We start from the raw sequence: 18,887 nt of genomic DNA, 5'->3' as shown, positions 1-18,887 counted from the left end.
CCCCGGGAATGTGAGCGTTGGTTTGCGCTATTTTATCAGGATATCCCAGGCCGGCCTTGAGTCCGACAGACTCCTAGGGCCTCGCGACACCGGAACAGGCCCGCGCCCCATTCATCCGATCGGTTTTCAAGATGACATCGCCCACCGAGACACACGCACTCTCCGCGGCGGCCGACTGCGTGCTGGCCCTCGAGCAGGCCATGAGAGACGGCCAGCTCTGGCATGACGAGGTGCCGGCCCCGGCCGCCATGGCCAGCCGAACACCTTTCTGCGCCGATACCCTGGCCTTCACCCAGTGGCTGCAGTTCATCTTCGTGCCGCGCATGCGCGAACTGATCGAGGCCGGCGGGCCGCTGCCGGCCGCCAGCGGCATCGCCGTGATGGCAGAAGCCAAACTCACCGGTGCCAGCCCCGCCGAGCGGCGCGTCATCAAGGTGTTGGCGGCGTTCGATCGTCTGGTCGCGCGCGAAGCGAACTGAGTCCGCCCGCGCCGGCCGAGAGCCTACGAGCCGATGATCGCCGGGATGTAGTGATCCACCAGCAGCGCGGTGAACAACGCCATCAGGTAGACGATGGAATAGCCGAATGTCTTCATGCCGAGGCCCGGCTTCGGCCACCATTTCAGGCGTACGGCATAGACCAGGAACCAGCCGGACAAGGCAATCGCACAGATCAGATACAGCCAGCCGCTCATGCCGGTGGCGAACGGCAGCAGCGACACCGCGAACAGGATCACGGTGTAGACCAGAATCTGGCTACGGGTGTGCTCGATGCCGTGCGTGACCGGCAGCATGGGAATATCGACTTCGGCGTATTCCTTGGCCCGCTCGATCGCCAACGCCCAGAAATGCGGCGGCGTCCAGATGAAGATGATGAGGAACAGAACCAGCGAGTGCGCGGTCACCGAGTTGGTGACCGCGGCCCAGCCGAGAATCGGCGGCGCGGCCCCGGCGGCCCCGCCGATCACGATGTTCTGCGGCGTGGCGCGCTTGAGATACAGCGTGTAGATGCCGGCATAGCCCACCAGCGCGAACAACGTCAGCCAGGCCGTCAACGCATTGACCAGCGTGAGCAGAATCACCATGCCCGCCATGCCGATGGCGAAGGCAAAGATTGCCGACTGGCGTGTGTCCAGATGCCCGGTGACCAGCGGCCGCTTGCGCGTGCGCTTCATGCGTGAATCGGCCTGCACATCGATCATCTGGTTCACGGCGGCGGCCGAGGCCGCCATCAGGCCGATACCGAGGGTGCCGAACACCAGCGCGCTGATCGGCACCATGCCGGGCGTGGCCAGGAACATGCCGACCATCGCCGTAAACACGATCAGCAGCACGACCCGTGGCTTGCACAGCTCGTAGTAATCCGTGATCCGCTGCGACAGCGTCGGCTGGTAAACGGCGGAGGAAGAGCTAGACATGATCGCGCGCACTCCGTTGGGCATAGGCGATGGCGGCCGACGCCCATGGTAACAAGGCGGCTGCCGCCCTGCCGGGTTTATCCGCCCGCATGGATGCCATGGCCGGCGGCGGCTCGGATGGTATGGCGGGCGAATCATCATGGCGTGTCACATAGGGTTATCAGCGGGGCGGCGCCGATGCAGCGCGCCGGGCAGCACACCGCTCGATCGAACTGGCCGGTCGATTCTTACTTAAATCGACCCGAATGACCGCCAGCGGGCAGCGCCCGGGTCGAGCCGATCACAACCGCCGGCATCGATCACATACGGCAATTCGCCGTATCCGGTTGCCCGACGTCATTCATGACCTCCGACTTGATCTATGTACACAGTTCAGTCAATGGCTCGACGACGCCATCGCTTGCGCACCTGAAGCAGCCGTATCTCGATCTTCCTTCTTATGCGCTCATTCGCGTGCGTTGGCGGACAATAGGCTCTTGCTTAATCAGCCAGCTGAGTGTCGTACATAATCGAGACTTCCCTATTATCGCCCAAATCGTGCAGCCGGTGCAGCGGCCCGCGGCGAAGTATCGTCACCCCGCCGACACGCGCTGTACTCAAGCACGGCGACGCGTGTTGACCACAACGAGGATAATCAGCGCGATCACCGCCATCAGGAACCACTGCGACGCATACACATAATGCGCCCAGGGCCGCAGGCCAATGGCGCCCTCGTCCCAATCCCGCAGGAAACCACCCGGCGCCTTCGGGTTGAGCAACAACAACCCGTTCGCCACCGGCGCCCGGTACTGGCAACGCACGGTGGCCGCCGGCGGATAATTGAGGGCCCGTGGCCAGCCGGTCAGGCCGCACTGACGATCGTCACCCAGGCGCAGACCCGGCTGCGGAAACCCTTGCCAGTACCCGCGGACGGTCACCCGCCCGGCCGGCGCCTGCGGATTCGGCTTCGGCGTACTGCGGTCGCCGGTCTTCGGCACCCAGCCCCGGTCGACCATGACGCGCACACCCGAGTCCAGCACCAGCGGCGTCCACACACGATAGCCGGTTCGCGTGCCCTCGACCTGATCCGACAGCAACAGCTGATGCGCCGCGTCGTAATGACCGCTGACGATGTAACGATAGCCAGGGCGCGGCCCGCGCCCGCCGTCCACGGCGGCGGCGTCGAGGTGCAGGTGCCGGGGGCCGGCACGCCGGGCGGCCGCATGCTCGGCCACCAGGCGCTCCTTGTAATGCGCGCGCTCGATCTGCCAGACGCCGAGCCCCGACAGGATCGCCACCCCCATCACCGTGATGGCCACGCCCCACCAGGGCGGCGCAAAGCGAAAGGGTCCGATATTCATGTCGATCTCGACCCGGGCCGTCTCATGCCCCGACCGCGGGCCGTATCGGCCTGCCGCAATGGCCGTGGGTCGCAGCCAGGCCGCCCATCGCGGGCGATACCAACCGCCTGCGGGCCGGGCATGGAATGATCAGACATTGAAGGCATGGGGTCGCCGCGGTGGTCAGGTCGCTGCGCGGCCGGTCGAAGCGGCGCGCACCTCAGCACAGCTATTGTGCCTCAATCCATCGACAGTGCCTGTTCTGCCCGGTCGAGCCAGGTGCCCGGGTCGATCGCATGGTCGGCCGGCGGCTGCATCGGCACCCGGGCGAGACACGGCGCCGGCATCGCCGACGCCAGCCAGGACAGGTTCTCGTCCAGTCGCGGCTGGCGCGGCGGCAGCGTATTCGCCACCCAGCCGAGCAACCGGGTGCGTGCCGCAATCGCCCGGGCGGACAGCATCGCGTGGTTCACGCAGCCCAGCCGCATGCCGACCACCAGCACTGTCGGCCAGCCGTGACCGGCGACCCAGTCGGCGAAATCCCAGTCATCACCAAGCGGGACATGCCAGCCACCGGCCCCCTCGACCACCACCCAGTCCGCGCGCCCGGCCAGATGTGCGTGGCCGGCATCCAGCGTGGCGCGCGCGATCGGCGTGCCCGCGTCGGCGGCCGCGATATGCGGTGCGATCGCCGGCTCGAACGCGCAGGGATTGATTTCCCGGTAGGTGAATCCCGGCGAGCCCGCCGCCATCAGCGCCAGCGCGTCGTCGTTGCGCAAACCGTCCGGTGTGACGGTGCAACCGCTGGCCACGGGTTTGTAGCCCACCGCCCGGTGCCCGGCCGCGACCAGTCCGCGCAGCATGGCGGTCGCGATTCGTGTCTTGCCGATTTCAGTATCCGTGCCGGTGACGAAAAGCGTGCGTGCGGTCATGGGTCAAGCGTGGCTCATCGGGGGCGCCAAAAGCGCCGCGTGTTCATGGCGAGGCACCGACGGCCCCCGACAACGCCTGCCAGGACTCGGCGAGCGCGTCGATCAGGCCGTCGACATCGGAAAGATCGTGCGCCGCGCTCAGTGTGATGCGCAGGCGCGAGGTGCCGGGCGCGACTGTCGGCGGACGGATCGCGCCCACCAGATAGCCGCGTGCCAGCAAGGCGTCGCTGAGCGCCAGCGCCTGGCGCTCCTCGCCCACGATCACAGGCTGGATCGGGCTGTCGGATGCGGCAACCGACAACCCGGTGTCGGCGGCGCGGGCGCGAAAGCGCGCGACCAGCGCATGCAGATGCGCGCGCCGTTCCGGTTCGGCGCGAATGATCGACAGCCCGGTCCGGGCCGCGGCGGCGACGGCGGCCGGCATGGCGGTGGAAAAGATCAGCGAGCGCGCGGTCTGCAGAATGACTTCGATAATATCGTCGTCGCCGGCCACGAACGCGCCGGCCGCGCCGATCGATTTGCCGAGCGTGCCCGTGAGCAGTGGCACCGCGCCGCTGTCCAGCCCCGCCTCGGCGACACGCCCGGCGCCGTCCGGGCCGAACACGCCGATCCCATGTGCATCGTCGACCATCAGCCAGCCATCGCGGGCCCGGGCTACTTGCGCCAGCTCGACCAGCGGCGCGGTATCGCCGTCCATGGAGAACACCGCATCCGTAACCAGCAGCCGATGGCCGTCGCGCGCGCCGGCGAGTGCGGCATCCGCCGCCGCGACGTCGCCATGCGCATAGATGTGCTTGGCCGCCCCCGACAACCGGCTGCCATCGATCAACGAGGCATGATTGAGCGCATCGGCGACGATATGGTCGCCCTTGCCCAGCAGGGCCGCGATCACGCCGACATTGGCGCCGTACCCGGTCGAGAACACGAGCGCACGCTCGCGCCCGAGCCAGTCGGCCAGATCGGCTTCGAGTGCCGCGTGCTCGGTGTTATAGCCGGTCACGAGTTGCGAGGCGCCGGAACCGGTGCCGACAACGCGGGCCGAAGCACTCAGCGCGGCAGCCAGCCGCGGATCCGTGACCAGCCCGAGATAATCGTTGCTGCAGAAATTGAGCGCGCGCCGGCCGTCGACGCACACCTGCACGCCGTGTCCGCCGTCGATCACACGCCGGCGTCGCCGGCGGCCGGCGGCGTCGATGGCCGCCAGGCGTTGCCGGCAGACCCGGTGCAGGGATCCTGTCATCGTGCGCCCGCGCGCGGCTCAGACGCGCGCGGCCTGGGGCGACCGGTCGGCGCAGGGAGCCTGCCCCGGTTCCAGTTCGGTGTACTTGGGGCTTGCCTCGGGCCGCATGCCGAGCTTGTCCAGCAGGGCCAGGTCGGCGCGGTGCGCAGGGTTGGCCGTGGTCAGCAGTTCCTCGCCATAGAAGATGGAATTGGCACCGGCCAGAAAACACAGCGTCTGCACCGCTTCCGACATCTCCTCGCGGCCCGCCGCCAGGCGCACATAGGACCCCGGCATCATGATCCGGGCCACCGCGATCGTGCGCACGAAATCCAGCGCATCGATGGCATCGGTGCCGTGCAGCGGCGTGCCCTCGACCTGGACCAGGTTGTTGATGGGCACACTCTGCGGGTGCGCCGGCAGATTGGCGAGCTGACGCAGCATCTCGGCGCGATCACCCGGCTGCTCGCCCATGCCGACAATACCGCCGCAGCAGACCTTGAGGCCGGCGTCGCGCACATGCTCCAGCGTATCGAGCCGGTCCTGATAGGTGCGCGTGGAGATGATCTGCTCGTAGTACTCGGGCGAGGTATCGAGATTGTGGTTGTAGTAGTCGAGACCGGCCGCGGCCAGCGCTTCGGCCTGGCGCGCCTTGAGCATGCCCAGCGTGACGCAGGTCTCCAGCCCTTCGGCCTTGACCGCCTCCACCATCTCGATGACCTTCGCCAGATCCTTGTCCTTCGGGCTGCGCCAGGCCGCACCCATGCAGAAACGCGTCGCGCCGGCCGCCCGGGCCCGTTTGGCGGCATCAACCACTTGCGCGGTCGGCAACAAGGCCTCGCGGTCAAGCCCGGTGGCGAACCGCACGCTTTGCGGGCAATAGGCGCAGTCTTCCGGGCAGGCGCCGGTCTTGATCGACAACAGCGTGGAGAGCTGCACATCGCGCGCATCGAAATGCGCCCGGTGCGCCCCCTGCGCGCGGTGCATCAGTGCGGGAAAGTCGAGCGCGAACAGGGTCTCGACTTCGGCGCGAGTCCAGTCGTGGCGCAATGCGCCGGCTCCGGTGGTATCGGTCATGGCAGGATGGCCTTCAAGGATGCAGCGCTCACAGCTTTATGCAGCCGCCACCAGCCGTCAACCCCGAATGACTTCATTCCTTTACCACTGGTTACAAAGCGCCCGATCGGCCTGGCTCGCACCGCGTTGCCCGGTCTGCGCGGCGCCCATCGGTGCCGACGCCGGGCTGTGCGCGGGCTGCCGTGGCGAGTTGCCGGTGCTCGACGCGCAATGCCGGTACTGCGCGATCGCTGTCGCGCCGTCCGCGTCCTCGCGCGTGTGCGCGGCCTGTGCGCGCCGGCCCCGGTTCGATCATGCCTTGGCCGCTTTTCATTATCGCCAGCCGATCGCCTGGATGATCGGCGGCCTGAAATATCGTCGGCAACTGGCCCATGCCCGCGTACTCGGCGAGCTGCTGGCCGAGCGCGTCGCGGCCGAGCACCCGTGCCCGCCCGATCTGATCGCCCCCGTGCCGTTACATCCGGCCGCGTTTCGTCGCCGGGGCTTCAACCAGGCCGAGCGCATCGCCGCCCATCTGGCCCGCCGGCTGGACTGGCCACTCGAACGGGACGCGTTCGAACGACTGCGCGATACGCCGCGCCAGAGCACGCTTGACGCCGCACAGCGCGCGGCCAACGTGCGCCACGCCTTTGCCGCCCGGCGCGATCTCGGCGGGCGCCGCGTCGCCATCGTCGACGATGTCATGACCACCACGCGCACCGCCCGCGCGATGGCGCGCGCGGCCCGGGCTGCCGGGGCGAGCGCGGTCGAGGTGTACTGCGTGGCCCGTGCCTGAGGCCATCGGGCTTGCCGCCCGGCAATGCCTGCGATTAACTGAGCGGCCAACGCCCGCACCGTTGTTCGCCATGCTCGGTTATCTGTTGTCTCATCGCCCCTCGCCCGGCCGCCGCCCCGGCTCACTCGTGGACCCGGCGCCCGAGAACCGGATCGGCAAACTGCTGATCTACCGTATGGACTTCGGCGGGTCCGGCGGCGCCATCGAGCGTTGCGAGGATCAGTTGGACAAGGCGCTGGCGCCGGTGACCCAAAGCGACCATAAACTGACCTGGCTGCACTTCGAGGGCGACGTGACCGCGGCCCAACTGGCGCGCCTGGGAACGGATTTCTCGCTGCATCCGCTGGCGCTGGAAGACGTGCTCAACAACGGCCAGCGGCCCAAGCTCGACGCTTACCGCAATACCCTGTTCGCCACGCTTGCACTGCCCCACATGGATGCCGACGACGTGGTCTTCCAGCAGGTCAGCGTGTTCATCGGCCAGGACTTCGTGCTCAGTTTTCATGCCGGCGATCACGATGTGTTCGCCCCCGTACGCGAGCGTATTCATGCCGCCCACGGGCGCATCGCCCGCGCCGAGTCGGATTATCTCGGCTATTGTCTGGCCGATGTCGTGGTCGATTCCGGTTTCGCCGTGCTGGCGGGTTATCACGACCAGCTCGAAGACCTGGAGGACCGGATCTTCGAAGACCGCAAGAATGATCTGATCAGCGTCATCCACGATCTGCGACGCCGCTTGATCGGCATGCGCAAGGTGCTGATTTCACAGAACGAGTTACTCGTACGCTGGATCAGCCTCGAGCACTCTCTCATCCACGACGACAACCGTCCGTACTTTCGCGACGTACAGGATCACGCCAAGCGCGTGGTCGATCTCACCGACGGCTATTACGACACCGCCCGATCTCTGCTCGACACGCATCTGTCGCTGGCCTCGACCCGACTCAACGACGTGATGCGGGTACTCACGCTGATCGCGACCGTGTTCATGCCGTTGTCGTTCATCGTCGGCGTATACGGCATGAACTTCGACACCAAGTCGCCCTGGAACATGCCGGAACTGTCGTTCGCCTACGGCTACCCCGTGCTGTTGGGGGTGATGCTGATGCTGGTAATCGGCATGCTCATCTACTTCAAGCGCAAGCGCTGGGTCTAGCGCGTATCGCTCGGCCGCCAGACTACACCCGCGCATAGGCCGCAGCGGCCTGGGTCCAGCGTGCAATCAGGATATCGGCCTCGCGCGGGTGATAGGCGAGCACGTCGTCAGCCAGGCCGAGCGCCGATTCGGCGAGATCGGCATCGCGCACCAGATCGGCGATACGGAAGGCCTGGGCGCCGGTCTGGCGCGTACCCAGCACTTCGCCCGGGCCGCGCAGTTCCAGGTCGGCGCGGGCGATGGCGAAGCCGTCGGAAGTCTTGCGCAGTGCCGCGAGCCGCGCGCGGGCGGTATCCGACAGCGGCCCCTGGTAGAGCAGCACGCAGTGGCTGGCCACCGTGCCGCGCCCGACCCGCCCGCGCAGTTGATGCAGCTGGGCCAGCCCGAGCCGCTCGGCATTCTCGATGATCATGAGCGAGGCGTTGGGCACGTCCACGCCCACCTCGATGACCGTGGTCGCCACCAGGATATCGATGCGCCCGTCCTTGAAGGCCGTCATCGCACGGGCCTTGTCGGCGGCCTTCATGCGCCCGTGAACCAGCGAGACACGGGCGCCGTCGAGCGCTTCCGAGAGCGACTCGGCCGCCGCTTCCGCGGCCTGGGCCTCGAGTTTGTGCGAGGTCTCGATCAGGGTGCAGACCCAGTACACCTGCCGGCCCTCGGCCACGGCATCGCCGATACGGGCGATCACTTCATTACGGCGGGTGTTCGGGATGGCCACGGTCGTGATCGGCGTGCGCCCGGGCGGCAACTCGTCGATAACCGAGGTATCCAGATCAGCATAGGCGCTCATCGCGAGTGTGCGCGGGATCGGGGTCGCCGTCATGATCAACTGATGCGCCGTGGTGCGCCCGGAGCCGGCCTTGTTGCGCAGCGCCAGACGCTGGTCGACGCCGAAGCGGTGCTGCTCGTCGATCACCGCCAGACCCAGCCGGCCAAACTCGACCGCGCTCTGGAACAACGCATGGGTGCCGACCGCAACGCCCGGCGTGCCGGCCGCGATCGCGGCGACGATCTGTTCATCCTTCTTGCGCTTGCCGGTGATCAGCCAGACCGGCACGCCGAGCGGTTCCAGCCAGCGCGACAAGGCGCCGTGATGCTGTTCGGCCAGCAATTCGGTGGGCGCCATGAAGGCGCCCTGCCAGCCGTTGTCGACGGCGGTGAGCAGCGCCGCGGCGGCGACCACCGTCTTGCCCGAACCGACATCGCCCTGCACCAGCCGCAGCATCGGCGAAGCCGCCGCCATATCGGCCAGAATCTCGCCGATCACCCGGCGCTGCGCGGCGGTCGGCGCGAAACCGAGGCCTTCGAATAACGGCGCCAGGCCGCGCCCGGCTTCGCGCATGGCGGGCGCCCGGTCGCTGCGAATCTGCTTGCGCCGCGACCGGAGCGCCAGCTGGTGGCCGAGCAGCTCCTCGAACGCCAGGCGCCGACAGGCGGCGTCGCGGCCATCGGCCAGGGCCGCCAGATCGGTGCCGGGCGGCGGCGCGTGGATCCGGCGCAGGGCTTCGGCCGCCGATAGGGCCAGCGCCGGTCCGGCGAGGCCCGCCGGCAGCCCCTCGGGCCAGAAGTCGGGCCGCTCGATCAGCGTCAACGCCTGTCCGACCAGGTCACGCAGACGATTCTGGGTCACCCCCGCGGTCGCCGGATACACGGGGGTGAACGATGGCACGAAATCATGCCCGGCCGCGGCATCGGCCACGACCTCGGTTTCCGGGTGCACCATTTCCGGGCCGTAGGCGCCACCGCGCGGCTCGCCGTAGACGCGCAGCCACGTGCCCGGCGCCAGCCGCGCCTGTTGTGCCGGGCCGAAATGAAAGAACCGCAGCCACAGCCGCCCGGCGCCGTCCGATGTGGTCACGAGCAGGCTGCGCCGCCGGCCCATCCGGACCTCGGCGGATTCGACACGAACCACCGCCAGCGCCGCCCGCCCGGGCGCGAGTTCGAGCACCGGCGTGATCCGGCTTCTGTCCTCGTAGCGCAACGGGCGGTGCAGCAGGACATCGCCAATCGAGACGATGCCGAGGCCGGCCAGCCGATCTGCCAGCTTGGGGCCGACGCCGGCCAGCCGTCTGACGCTGGCGGTGGCCGCCGGCGCGGCCGCCGATTGCGGTGGCGAGGCGGCCCTAATCGGCGACGAGGATGGCATCCGCCTCGACGGCCGCATTCTTGGGCAGGGCGGCCACACCGATGGCCGCACGCGCCGGATACGGCGCGTTGAAACGCGCCTTCATGACTTCGTTGACCACGGCAAACTGATCCATGTCGGTCAGATAGATGCCGATGCGCACCGCATTGGCCAGGGTCGTGCCCGCGGCTTCGGCGATCGCGGTCAGATTGTCGAAAACCTGCTCGACCTGGGCCTTGAAATCGCCGTCGACCAGCTCGCCGGTTGCCGGGTCGAGCGGAATCTGCCCGGAGACGAAGATCGTGCCGTTGGCGCTCACGGCCTGGGAATACGGCCCAATCGCCGCCGGGGCGTTCTCGGTGTGGATGATCTGCTGGTTGATCGGCTGCATGGCGACTCCGCGATGGTAAAAAAAGACACTGTATTTTTACACAGCATTTCGTTTCGGCCCAGACGTCAGCGTGTGTTTTCGTCGACCGGCCCCGACGTGTCGACCGGCGCGGGTCAGCTGCGCTCGACCTTTTCCACCTGCGGGATACGGCGAATGCGCCGTATGACGCTGGCCAGATGCTGGCGGTCGCGAACGCCGATCAGGAATCGAATCGTCACCAGCGCACCGCCGCGCTCGGGGAAATTGACGTTCTCGATACTGCATTCCCCGTCGGCAATACGCGATGAAATGTTGGCCAGCAATCCGCGCTCGTTGGACGCGGTCACCCGCAGTTCCACGTCGTAGTCGCCGGACACGTTGTCGGCCCAGGTCAGCTCCACGCGATCATTGGACGCGCCCTTGCGCGACGAATAGGCGCAACCGGTGCGGTGCACCACCAGTCCGCGGCCGACGCTCGCCTGGCCGTGGATCGCGTCACCCGGCACCGGATGACAGCACTTGGCGAACTCCACAACCAGGCCCTCGGTGCCCTGCACCGCCAACGGCTTGGCGCGCTTGCCGGCCGCCACCGGGGCATCGCTGGCCAGGAAATGCCGGGCCACCAGCGGCGCCAGCCGCCGGCCGAGCCCTATGGCCGCATACAGCGCCGGCAGACTGGCTTCGCCCATCTCGGCCAGGCCGCGATCGATATCGCTGCGCGACAGCCGCCGCAGCGACAGGCCGAGATCGGATAGCGATTTTTCCAGCAGACGCTCGCCGAGTTCGCGCGCCTTGTCCTCGCGCTGGTTCTTCAGATAGCTGCGCACCCCCGAGCGTGCCTTGCCGGTGCGCAGGAAATGCAGCCAGGCCGCGTTCGGCCGCGCATGCTTGGCGGTGATGATCTCGACCGTCTGGCCCGACTTCAGCTTGTTGTTCAACGGCGCCAGGTGACCATCGACACGGGCCGCCACACAGCGGTTGCCGAGCTCGGTATGCACCGCATAGGCGAAGTCGACGCAGGTCGAGCCCTTGGCCAGCTGGATGATCTGGCCCTTGGGCGTGAACACGTAGACCTCGTCGGGGAACAGGTCCAGGCGCAGGTTGTCGACGAAGGCCAGCGAGTCCCGCTCGCCCTCGGTCATCTCCGCGAGATGGCCGAGCCAGGCGCTGGTATCCAGATTGCCGAGCTTGCCGACCGATTCGCCCAGCTTGTATTGCCAGTGTGCCGCGATGCCCGATTCGGCGATCTGATCCATCTCGCGGGTTCGGATCTGAACCTCGAACTTGAGGCCGCCACGCGCCAGCACCGTGGTATGCAGCGATTGATAGCCGTTGAGCTTGGGGTTGGCGATGTAGTCGTTGAACTGCTCGGAAATCGGCCGATAACGATGATGCACGATGCCGAGCACGCGATAGCATTCATCGACCGTGTTCACGATCACGCGGACGCCGTACAGATCGAAGACATCGAGAAAACGTCGATGCTTCTCGCGCATCTTGCGATAGATGCTGTACAGATTCTTGCGCCGGCCCCGGACCGCGGCCGTCAGCCCCTCGGCGGCGACCGCACGCGAGAGGTTTTCCTCGATCTCGCGCAGCAGGCTGCGCCGATCGCCGGTAATCGAGCGCGAGGCCCGCAGCAGCACCTCGTAGCGCCGCGGATAGAGATTGGCAAAGCCCTTCTCCTCGAGCTCCTCGCGCATGCTGTTGATGCCCAGCCGGCGCGCGATCGGCGCATAGATATCGAGCGTCTCGCGCGCGATGAGGGCGCGTTTCTTCGGGCTCATGCCGCCGAGCGTGCGCATGTTGTGCAGGCGGTCGGCGAGCTTGACCAGGATCACGCGGATATCGTGCGTCATCGCCAGCATGAGCTTGCGGAAGCTCTCGGCGGTGGCCTGCTCGCGGCTGCGGAACTGGGCCTTGTCCAGCTTGGATACGCCGTCGACGAGCGCGGCCACTTCGGCACCGAAGCGCTGCGCGACCTCGTCGCGCGCGGCGTCGGTATCCTCGATCACGTCGTGCAGGATCGCCGCCATCAGGGTGGTGGCATCCAGGCGCATGTTGGCCAGAATGCGGGCGACCGCCAGCGGATGGTAGATGTAGGGTTCGCCGGTCTTGCGGAACTGGCCGCGATGCTGGCGCTCACCGTATTCGTAGGCCGATCGGACCTGGGCAATCTGCTCGGCGGGCAGATAGGTTTCCAGATGCTCGGCGAGCGCATCGATGCCGTACTCGCGCGATATGCGCGAGGTGCGGATCTTGCTCTGGATACGTGTCAGGCCATTCAGTTCCATGGCCTCAGATTACTTTGATTGCGCGGGGCTGGCGAGCCTTGCGGCGCAGGCCGCGAGCGGCCGGGCGCGCGCCGTGGCACGCCCGGCCCGCGCTGTCGTCACTCGTCGGCGCCGGCCTTCTTCGCGCCGCGTCTTTCATCGGCCTGGAAATCTTCCTCGCCGGGCTCGGCCGGGCGCGGCGCTTCCATACTCGACGACATGGGCGGCAGATCCGGTTCTTTCAGGATGTCGCGGCTGATCAGGCCTTCCGCGATCTCGCGCAGCGCGAGCACGGAGGGCTTGTCGTCCTCCCAGTCCAGCTGGGAGTGCGCGCCGCGCGCGAGCTGCCGAGCCCGCTTGGACGCGATGGTCGCCAGTTCGAACTTGTTGTCGACGTGTTCGAGACAATCTTCAACGGTAACGCGCGCCATGGGTACCTCGCATTTCTAGCGCAATCGGGCAGTATAACGATTCGAGTTGTTCGCAGCCAGCGCAATCAGGCGGTGCGCTCGAATATCCGGGTCAATTCGTCCAGCGCCCGCTCGAAGCGGTCGTTGACGATCTGATAGTCGTAATCGTCGGCGTGGGCGAGTTCGTCGTCGGCCTCGGCCAGTCGACGCTGGATCGCGGCCTCGTCCTCCGAGCCGCGGGCCCGCAGGCGCCGTTCCAGTTCTTGCCGCGACGGCGGCCGGATGAAGATGGTCACGGCCTGCGGCGCGCGCTCGCGAACCTGGGCCGCGCCCTGCCAGTCGATGTCCAGCACCACGTCCTGGCCGGCGTCGAGCCAGCGTTCGGTCTCGGCGGCCGACGTGCCGTAATAACGATCGAACACGCGTGCATATTCCAGGAATTCGCCGCGGGCGATCATGGCCTCGAACACCTCGCGCGTGACGAAGTGATAGTCCACGCCGTCGACCTCGCCGGCGCGCGCGGCGCGCGTGGTGTACGACACGGAGAAGCGGGCGATGCGCCCGCCCTCGCCGAGGCGCGCGATCACGGCACGCGTCAGGCTGGTCTTGCCGCCACCGGACGGCGCGGAGATGACATACAGCCGGCCGGCCCGGTTATCGGTGTGATTTGCCACGGTCATTCGATGTTCTGCACCTGTTCGCGCATCTGCTCGATGAGCACCTTCATTTCCACCGCGTGCCCGGTGACCTCGGCATCGACCGACTTCGAGCCGAGCGTGTTGGCCTCGCGATTGAACTCCTGCATCAGGAAATCCAGCCGGCGCCCGATCGGTTCGTCGCGCGTCAGGGCATGCTTGAGCGCCTCGATGTGCGCGCCCAGCCGATCCAGTTCCTCGGCCACGTCCATGCGCTGGGCCGCCATGACCAGCTCGGTTTCGACCCGAGCCGGATCGGCCTCGATGTCCATCTCGGCGAGCCGGGCACGCAGCTTGTCGGCCTGCTCGGCCCGCACATCGGGCACACGACGGCGCACCGCCTGGGCGTGTTGCCCGATCGCGTCGGCCCGGGTCACCAGCATATCCGCCAGACGCGCCCCTTCGGCCGCGCGCATGTCGCGCAGATCGGCGAGCGCCGTGTTCAGCGATTCCAGCGCCGCGGCCTGCAGCGTTTCGGTGTCCGGCTCGATCTCTTTCTGGACGCCGGAAAACGTCAGCAGCTGCAGTGCGTCCGGCGCCCGGCAATCGATCACGCTCGAGCGCACGGTATCGACCGCGGCGGACACCGCGGCCAGACGCTCGCTATCGATCTCGATCGACTGGTCCGGGCGGGCGGTCGCCAACCGGGCAGTCACCTCCACCTTGCCGCGGCCGACATACTGGCCCACTTGCTCGCGGATGGCGGGCTCGAGTGCGCGCAAGGGCTCGGGCAGGCGGGCGGATACATCGAGATAGCGGTGATTGACGCTGCGCAGCTCCCAGACGAGTTCGCCCCACTCGCCCTGGGCCTCGCGGCGTGCGAATCCGGTCATGCTGCGGGTCATACGCGTGCCTTGATCGATTGCTTGTGGTCGCCGAATGGCGCGCAGTATCGCATAGCCGGCACCCGCCCCGGGCGCGACCGGTGCGCGTTGCCGGCCGGCGCGACAGGCGCGGGCGCTGATACACTAGCGGGCTATTCCACCCAAACCCTCACGAGGCGAACTTGATCAACCGACCCAGCGGCCGCGCCGCCGACCAGCTCCGTGACGTGACCATCCAGCGCCATTTCACCAAGCACGCGGCCGGTTCGGTACTGGTGTCGTTCGGCGACACCCGCGTGATCTGCACCGCCAGCGTCGAAGAGCGCATACCGCCGTGGCTGCGCGGCACCGACTCGGGCTGGCTGACGGCCGAATACGGCATGCTGCCGGGCGCGACCGGCAGTCGCAACGGGCGCGAGGCCGCACGCGGCAAACAAGGCGGGCGCACGATCGAGATCCAGCGCCTGATCGGACGCAGCCTGCGTGCGGTGATGGACCTGAAAGCGCTCGGCCAGCGTTCGGTGACGATCGACTGCGACGTGATCCAGGCCGACGGCGGCACCCGTACGGCCTCGATCACCGGCGGCTATGTCGCCCTGGTGGATGCAATGAACCGACTGGTGGCCGACGGCAAGCTGAAATCCAGCCCCCTGCACGGCCAGCTGGCGGCGGTGTCGGTCGGCATCTATGCCGGCGCGCCGGTGCTCGATCTCGACTACGCCGAAGACAGCCAGGCCGAGACCGACATGAATGTGGTGATGAACGAGGCCGGCGGTTTCATCGAGCTGCAGGGCACGGCCGAGGGCCATGCCTTCGCCCGCGGCGAGCTCGACGCGCTGATCGGCCACGCCCAGAAAGGTATCGGCGAATTGATCGAAATCCAGAGCGCCGCGCTGGCCGAGGGCTGAGCATGACCGAACGCTGGGTTCTCGCATCCGCCAACCCCGGCAAGCTCAGCGAGCTGGCCGCGCTGCTGGCGGAACTCGACATCGAAGTCGTATCCCAGGCGGCATTCGACGTCCCGGATGCCGTCGAGGACGGCGTCGCCTTCGTCGACAATGCCCTGATCAAGGCGCGTCATGCCGCAGCGGCGACCGGCCTGCCGGCGATCGCCGACGACTCCGGCCTGGCGGTGGATTATCTGGGCGGCGCCCCGGGCATCCGCTCGGCACGCTTTGCCGGCATCCACGGCGACGACGCGGCCAACAACGCCGCGCTGCTCGAAGCACTGGCCGGCGTGCCGGACGCCGGGCGGGGCGCCGCCTTCCATTGCTGCCTGGTGGCGACCCGGGCGGCCGACGATCCGGTGCCGGTGATCGCCCAGGGCGTGTGGCGCGGCAAAATTCTGTCCGCCCCCCGCGGCGACGGCGGCTTCGGCTACGATCCGTTGTTCTGGGCGACCGAAGAAAATGCGAGCGCGGCGGAACTGACCGCCGATCGAAAGAACGCCGTCAGCCATCGCGGCCGCGCCATGGCGGCCCTTATCGACCGGTTTCGTGAACGTCGCTGAAACCGCATCGCAGACCCCACGGGCTCGCGGCGATGCCGCGGCCACCCCGCTGGCGGTGTACGTACATCTGCCGTGGTGCGTGGCCAAATGCCCGTACTGCGACTTCAATTCGCATCGGGCGCCCGCGGAGTTGCCGGAATCGGCCTATATCGATGCATTGCTCGCGGACTGGCGGCTCGCCGCCGCCGACGAGACCCGCCCGATCACCAGCGTATTCATCGGCGGCGGCACGCCCAGCCTGTTCTCCGGAGCCGCGATCGGGCGGGTGCTCGACGCCCTGGACCGGCGCCTGGGGCTGGCCGCGGATTGCGAGATCACGCTCGAGGCCAACCCCGGCACCACGGAGCGCAGCCGCTTCGTGGATATGGCCGCGGCCGGCGTGAACCGCATCTCGCTGGGTGTGCAGAGTCTGGATGCCGATTGCCTGGCCGCGCTCGGACGCATCCACGGCCCCGGCGAGGCGCTGGCCGCCATCGCCGATGTCCAGGCCGCCGGCATCGAGCGGCTCAACTGCGATCTCATGTTCGGCCTGCCGGGCCAGACCCCGGCCTCCGGCCTGGCCGACATCGACACGCTGCTGGCCCGGGATCCGGGCCATATTTCCTATTATCAGCTGACGCTGGAACCCGGCACACCGTTTCACCGGCGGCCGCCCCCACGCCCCGACGACGACCGGGTCGCGGACCTGTTCGAAGCCGCCGCCGAACGCCTGCGCGGCGCCGGTTATACCCAGTACGAGGTTTCCGCCTGGGGCGGCGACCACCGTTGTCGGCACAACGACAACTACTGGCGCTTCGGCGACTATCTGGCGATCGGCGCCGGCGCCCACGGCAAGCAGACGCTGGGCGACGGCACGATCGTACGTACCGCGCGCCAGCGCTGGCCGGCCGGCTACATGAAGTCCGCCGGCTCCCCCGCCGCGATCACCGAGACCCGCCATCTGACGCCCGAGGATGCCCGCTTCGAAGCATTGCTCAACGGCCTGCGTCGACGCCACGGCCTCATCCGCCCGGAATACGAAGCACGTACCGGCCTGGCATGGGCACAACTGCTGACGACGCTGGCCGAGCCGATCAACCGGCGGTTGCTCGTGGCCGATGCCGAAACGCTGCGCGCCAGCGATCACGGCTGGTATTTTCTCGACACCATTCTTGCCGAGCTGCTTTGATGATCGACGAACCCAGCTTAGTGTGTCCGTACTGCGGCGAAACCATCACCATCGTGGTGGACACCACCGCCGGCAATCAGCGCTACGTCGAGGATTGTTTCGTCTGCTGCCAGCCGATCGTGCTTACAATCGCGATCGACAACGCGGGCATACTGGATCATGTCGACGCCGAGCCGGAAAACGTATAGTTTCGGCACCCAGGCATGAGACGAGGGCTGGCGGCTGGCTGCAACGCGGACCGCCGTCTATACTCGACCGTCATTCGCTGTGCGCACGCGCGGTCCCGCGCGTGCAATGCCGCAGAACAACCAATTGGGCTACATGGCCGAATATTCACGTAAACAGGAAGCTCTGGATTACCACGCCCGCCCCAAACCGGGGAAGCTGGGTATATCGGTAACCAAACCGTTCACGACCTACGGCGAACTCTCGCTGGCTTATACGCCGGGCGTGGCGGAGCCGGTCAAGGCGATTCGCGACAACCCGGAAGACGCCTACCGCTATACCTCCAAGGGTAATCTGGTCGCGGTGATTTCCAACGGCACTGCGGTACTGGGCCTGGGCAATACGGGCGCACTGGCCAGCAAGCCGGTGATGGAAGGCAAGGCCGTCCTGTTCAAGAAATTCGCCGATGTCGATGTATTCGACATCGAGGTCGACGCCGATACCGCCGAGGCCATGATCGAGACGGTCACGCGTATCGCGCCGACCTTCGGCGGCATCAACCTGGAAGACATTGCCGCCCCTGAATGTTTCGAGATCGAGAACGCGCTGATCGAGCGCCTGGATATTCCGGTGTTCCATGATGACCAGCACGGCACCGCGATCATCGTCGCCGCCGGCCTGATCAACGCGCTGGAACTGCAGGACAAGAAGCTCGCCGACGCCAGGATCGTGTGCATGGGCGCGGGCGCGGCGGCCATTGCCTCGATGAATCTGCTGATCGAGATGGGCGTGACCCAAGAGCACATCTACATGTGCGACAGCAAGGGCGTGATCCACGACGGCCGCGATGATCTGTCGAAATACAAGGCCAAATTCGCCACCCGGACCGACAAGCGCACGGTCGATGACGTCATGGCGATCGCCGACGTGTTCATCGGCGTGTCCGGGCCGGACACGGTATCCAGGGCGCAGATCGCGTCCATGCCGCCCCGACCGGTCGTGTTCGCGCTGTCCAATCCGAACCCCGAGATCTTGCCGGAAGATGCCAAGTCCGTGCGCGACGACCTGATCATGGCCACCGGCCGCTCGGATTATCCGAACCAGATCAATAACGTGCTGGGCTTTCCCTATATCTTCCGCGGCGCATTGGACGTGCGCGCGCGACGCATCAACATGCAGATGTGCGTCGCCGCCGCGCGCGCCATGGGCGAACTCGCCCGCCGCCCGGTGCCCAATACGGTGCTGGAAGCGCACAGCCAGGACAGCATGTCGTTCGGGCCGGACTATATCGTCCCCAGCCCGTTCGACCCGCGCCTGATCGATTTCGTACCGCCGGCGGTTGCCGCCGCCGCGGTGGAAACCGGCGTGGCACGCATTGAATACCCTTCGCATTACCCGCAGCCCGCGATCGATGTATCCGATCGGTAGGGAGCCCTGCGGCAACTTTCG

At 67.3% G+C, this 18,887-nt stretch carries 19 protein-coding genes; 8 read left to right on the top strand and 11 right to left on the bottom strand.

Going from position 1 to position 18,887, the window contains the following annotated elements:
• Window positions 1-131 precede the first annotated feature (131 nt).
• Window positions 132-479: a YqcC family protein gene (locus ACS8YF_RS09805; protein ID WP_440850038.1), complete on the top strand. Its 348-nt coding sequence runs from the start codon at window positions 132-134 to the stop codon at window positions 477-479.
• Window positions 480-502: 23 nt separating this feature from the next.
• Here the strand turns inward: ACS8YF_RS09805 and cyoE are convergent, their stop codons facing one another.
• From cyoE to bioB, 5 genes are all read right to left on the bottom strand, one after another.
• Entirely contained in the window at window positions 503-1,417 is a 915-nt protein-coding gene (cyoE, locus tag ACS8YF_RS09800) for a heme o synthase (protein ID WP_440850037.1), read from the bottom strand.
• A 596-nt stretch (window positions 1,418-2,013) separates the two neighbouring features.
• On the bottom strand, window positions 2,014-2,757 hold the full coding sequence (locus ACS8YF_RS09795) for an SURF1 family protein (RefSeq protein WP_440850036.1): 744 nt from the start codon (window positions 2,755-2,757) through the stop codon (window positions 2,014-2,016).
• Window positions 2,758-2,975: 218 nt separating this feature from the next.
• Window positions 2,976-3,668, bottom strand: a complete 693-nt coding sequence (bioD, locus tag ACS8YF_RS09790; protein ID WP_440850035.1) for a dethiobiotin synthase — start codon at window positions 3,666-3,668, stop codon at window positions 2,976-2,978.
• A 43-nt stretch (window positions 3,669-3,711) separates the two neighbouring features.
• Window positions 3,712-4,908 (bottom strand): 8-amino-7-oxononanoate synthase, encoded by a 1,197-nt coding sequence (bioF, locus tag ACS8YF_RS09785; protein ID WP_440850034.1) that lies wholly within the window; start codon window positions 4,906-4,908, stop codon window positions 3,712-3,714.
• Window positions 4,909-4,926: 18 nt separating this feature from the next.
• A complete protein-coding gene (bioB, locus tag ACS8YF_RS09780; RefSeq protein ID WP_440850033.1) occupies window positions 4,927-5,964 on the bottom strand; it encodes a biotin synthase BioB in 1,038 nt (345 codons plus the stop codon).
• Window positions 5,965-6,031: 67 nt separating this feature from the next.
• On the opposite strand from bioB, the gene ACS8YF_RS09775 reads away from it, so the two are divergent.
• Together ACS8YF_RS09775 and corA are read left to right on the top strand one after the other, a co-directional pair.
• Window positions 6,032-6,739, top strand: coding sequence for a double zinc ribbon domain-containing protein (locus ACS8YF_RS09775; RefSeq protein ID WP_440850032.1), 708 nt, complete (start codon window positions 6,032-6,034; stop codon window positions 6,737-6,739).
• A 70-nt stretch (window positions 6,740-6,809) separates the two neighbouring features.
• On the top strand, window positions 6,810-7,895 hold the full coding sequence (gene corA / locus ACS8YF_RS09770) for a magnesium/cobalt transporter CorA (protein ID WP_440850031.1): 1,086 nt from the start codon (window positions 6,810-6,812) through the stop codon (window positions 7,893-7,895).
• A gap of 22 nt (window positions 7,896-7,917) precedes the next feature.
• Here the strand turns inward: corA and recG are convergent, their stop codons facing one another.
• The 6 genes from recG to ACS8YF_RS09740 all read right to left on the bottom strand — a co-directional run bounded on the left by recG (window position 7,918) and on the right by ACS8YF_RS09740 (window position 14,616).
• A complete protein-coding gene (gene recG / locus ACS8YF_RS09765; protein ID WP_440850030.1) occupies window positions 7,918-10,044 on the bottom strand; it encodes an ATP-dependent DNA helicase RecG in 2,127 nt (708 codons plus the stop codon).
• Entirely contained in the window at window positions 10,022-10,414 is a 393-nt protein-coding gene (locus ACS8YF_RS09760; protein WP_440850029.1) for a RidA family protein, read from the bottom strand. Before ACS8YF_RS09760 ends, recG begins: the two co-directional genes overlap by 23 nt.
• Before the next feature lie 113 nt (window positions 10,415-10,527).
• Window positions 10,528-12,687 carry a RelA/SpoT family protein gene (locus tag ACS8YF_RS09755; protein WP_440850028.1) on the bottom strand — a complete coding sequence of 720 codons (2,160 nt, stop codon included), beginning with the start codon at window positions 12,685-12,687 and terminating at the stop codon, window positions 10,528-10,530.
• Window positions 12,688-12,785: 98 nt separating this feature from the next.
• Window positions 12,786-13,097 carry a DNA-directed RNA polymerase subunit omega gene (gene rpoZ, locus ACS8YF_RS09750; RefSeq protein WP_440850027.1) on the bottom strand — a complete coding sequence of 104 codons (312 nt, stop codon included), beginning with the start codon at window positions 13,095-13,097 and terminating at the stop codon, window positions 12,786-12,788.
• 65 nt (window positions 13,098-13,162) lie between these two features.
• Window positions 13,163-13,756, bottom strand: coding sequence for a guanylate kinase (gene gmk / locus ACS8YF_RS09745; protein ID WP_440850026.1), 594 nt, complete (start codon window positions 13,754-13,756; stop codon window positions 13,163-13,165).
• Window positions 13,753-14,616 (bottom strand): YicC/YloC family endoribonuclease, encoded by an 864-nt coding sequence (locus tag ACS8YF_RS09740; RefSeq protein ID WP_440850025.1) that lies wholly within the window; start codon window positions 14,614-14,616, stop codon window positions 13,753-13,755. Before ACS8YF_RS09740 ends, gmk begins: the two co-directional genes overlap by 4 nt.
• A gap of 161 nt (window positions 14,617-14,777) precedes the next feature.
• Here ACS8YF_RS09740 and rph point away from each other — a divergent pair, with 161 nt between their 5' ends.
• The 5 genes from rph (at window position 14,778) to ACS8YF_RS09715 (ending at window position 18,866) form a co-directional block, all read left to right on the top strand.
• Window positions 14,778-15,503 (top strand): ribonuclease PH, encoded by a 726-nt coding sequence (gene rph / locus ACS8YF_RS09735; RefSeq protein ID WP_109992344.1) that lies wholly within the window; start codon window positions 14,778-14,780, stop codon window positions 15,501-15,503.
• Between the two features lie 2 nt (window positions 15,504-15,505).
• On the top strand, window positions 15,506-16,105 hold the full coding sequence (gene rdgB / locus ACS8YF_RS09730) for an RdgB/HAM1 family non-canonical purine NTP pyrophosphatase (RefSeq protein ID WP_440850024.1): 600 nt from the start codon (window positions 15,506-15,508) through the stop codon (window positions 16,103-16,105).
• The gene (gene hemW / locus ACS8YF_RS09725) at window positions 16,092-17,273 is read left to right on the top strand and encodes a radical SAM family heme chaperone HemW (RefSeq protein ID WP_440850023.1); all 1,182 of its coding nucleotides are present in this window, start codon (window positions 16,092-16,094) and stop codon (window positions 17,271-17,273) included. Before rdgB ends, hemW begins: the two co-directional genes overlap by 14 nt.
• Entirely contained in the window at window positions 17,273-17,461 is a 189-nt protein-coding gene (locus ACS8YF_RS09720; protein WP_440850022.1) for a CPXCG motif-containing cysteine-rich protein, read from the top strand. Before hemW ends, ACS8YF_RS09720 begins: the two co-directional genes overlap by 1 nt.
• 106 nt (window positions 17,462-17,567) lie before the next feature.
• Entirely contained in the window at window positions 17,568-18,866 is a 1,299-nt protein-coding gene (locus tag ACS8YF_RS09715; RefSeq protein WP_440850021.1) for a malic enzyme-like NAD(P)-binding protein, read from the top strand.
• Window positions 18,867-18,887 lie beyond the last annotated feature (21 nt).

The sequence above is a fragment of the Salinisphaera sp. SWV1 genome, from assembly GCF_052044155.1.
Classification (GTDB): domain Bacteria; phylum Pseudomonadota; class Gammaproteobacteria; order Nevskiales; family Salinisphaeraceae; genus Salinisphaera.
Note: the sequence above shows the minus strand (reverse complement) of the source record. Positions and strands in the feature narration are given on the sequence as shown.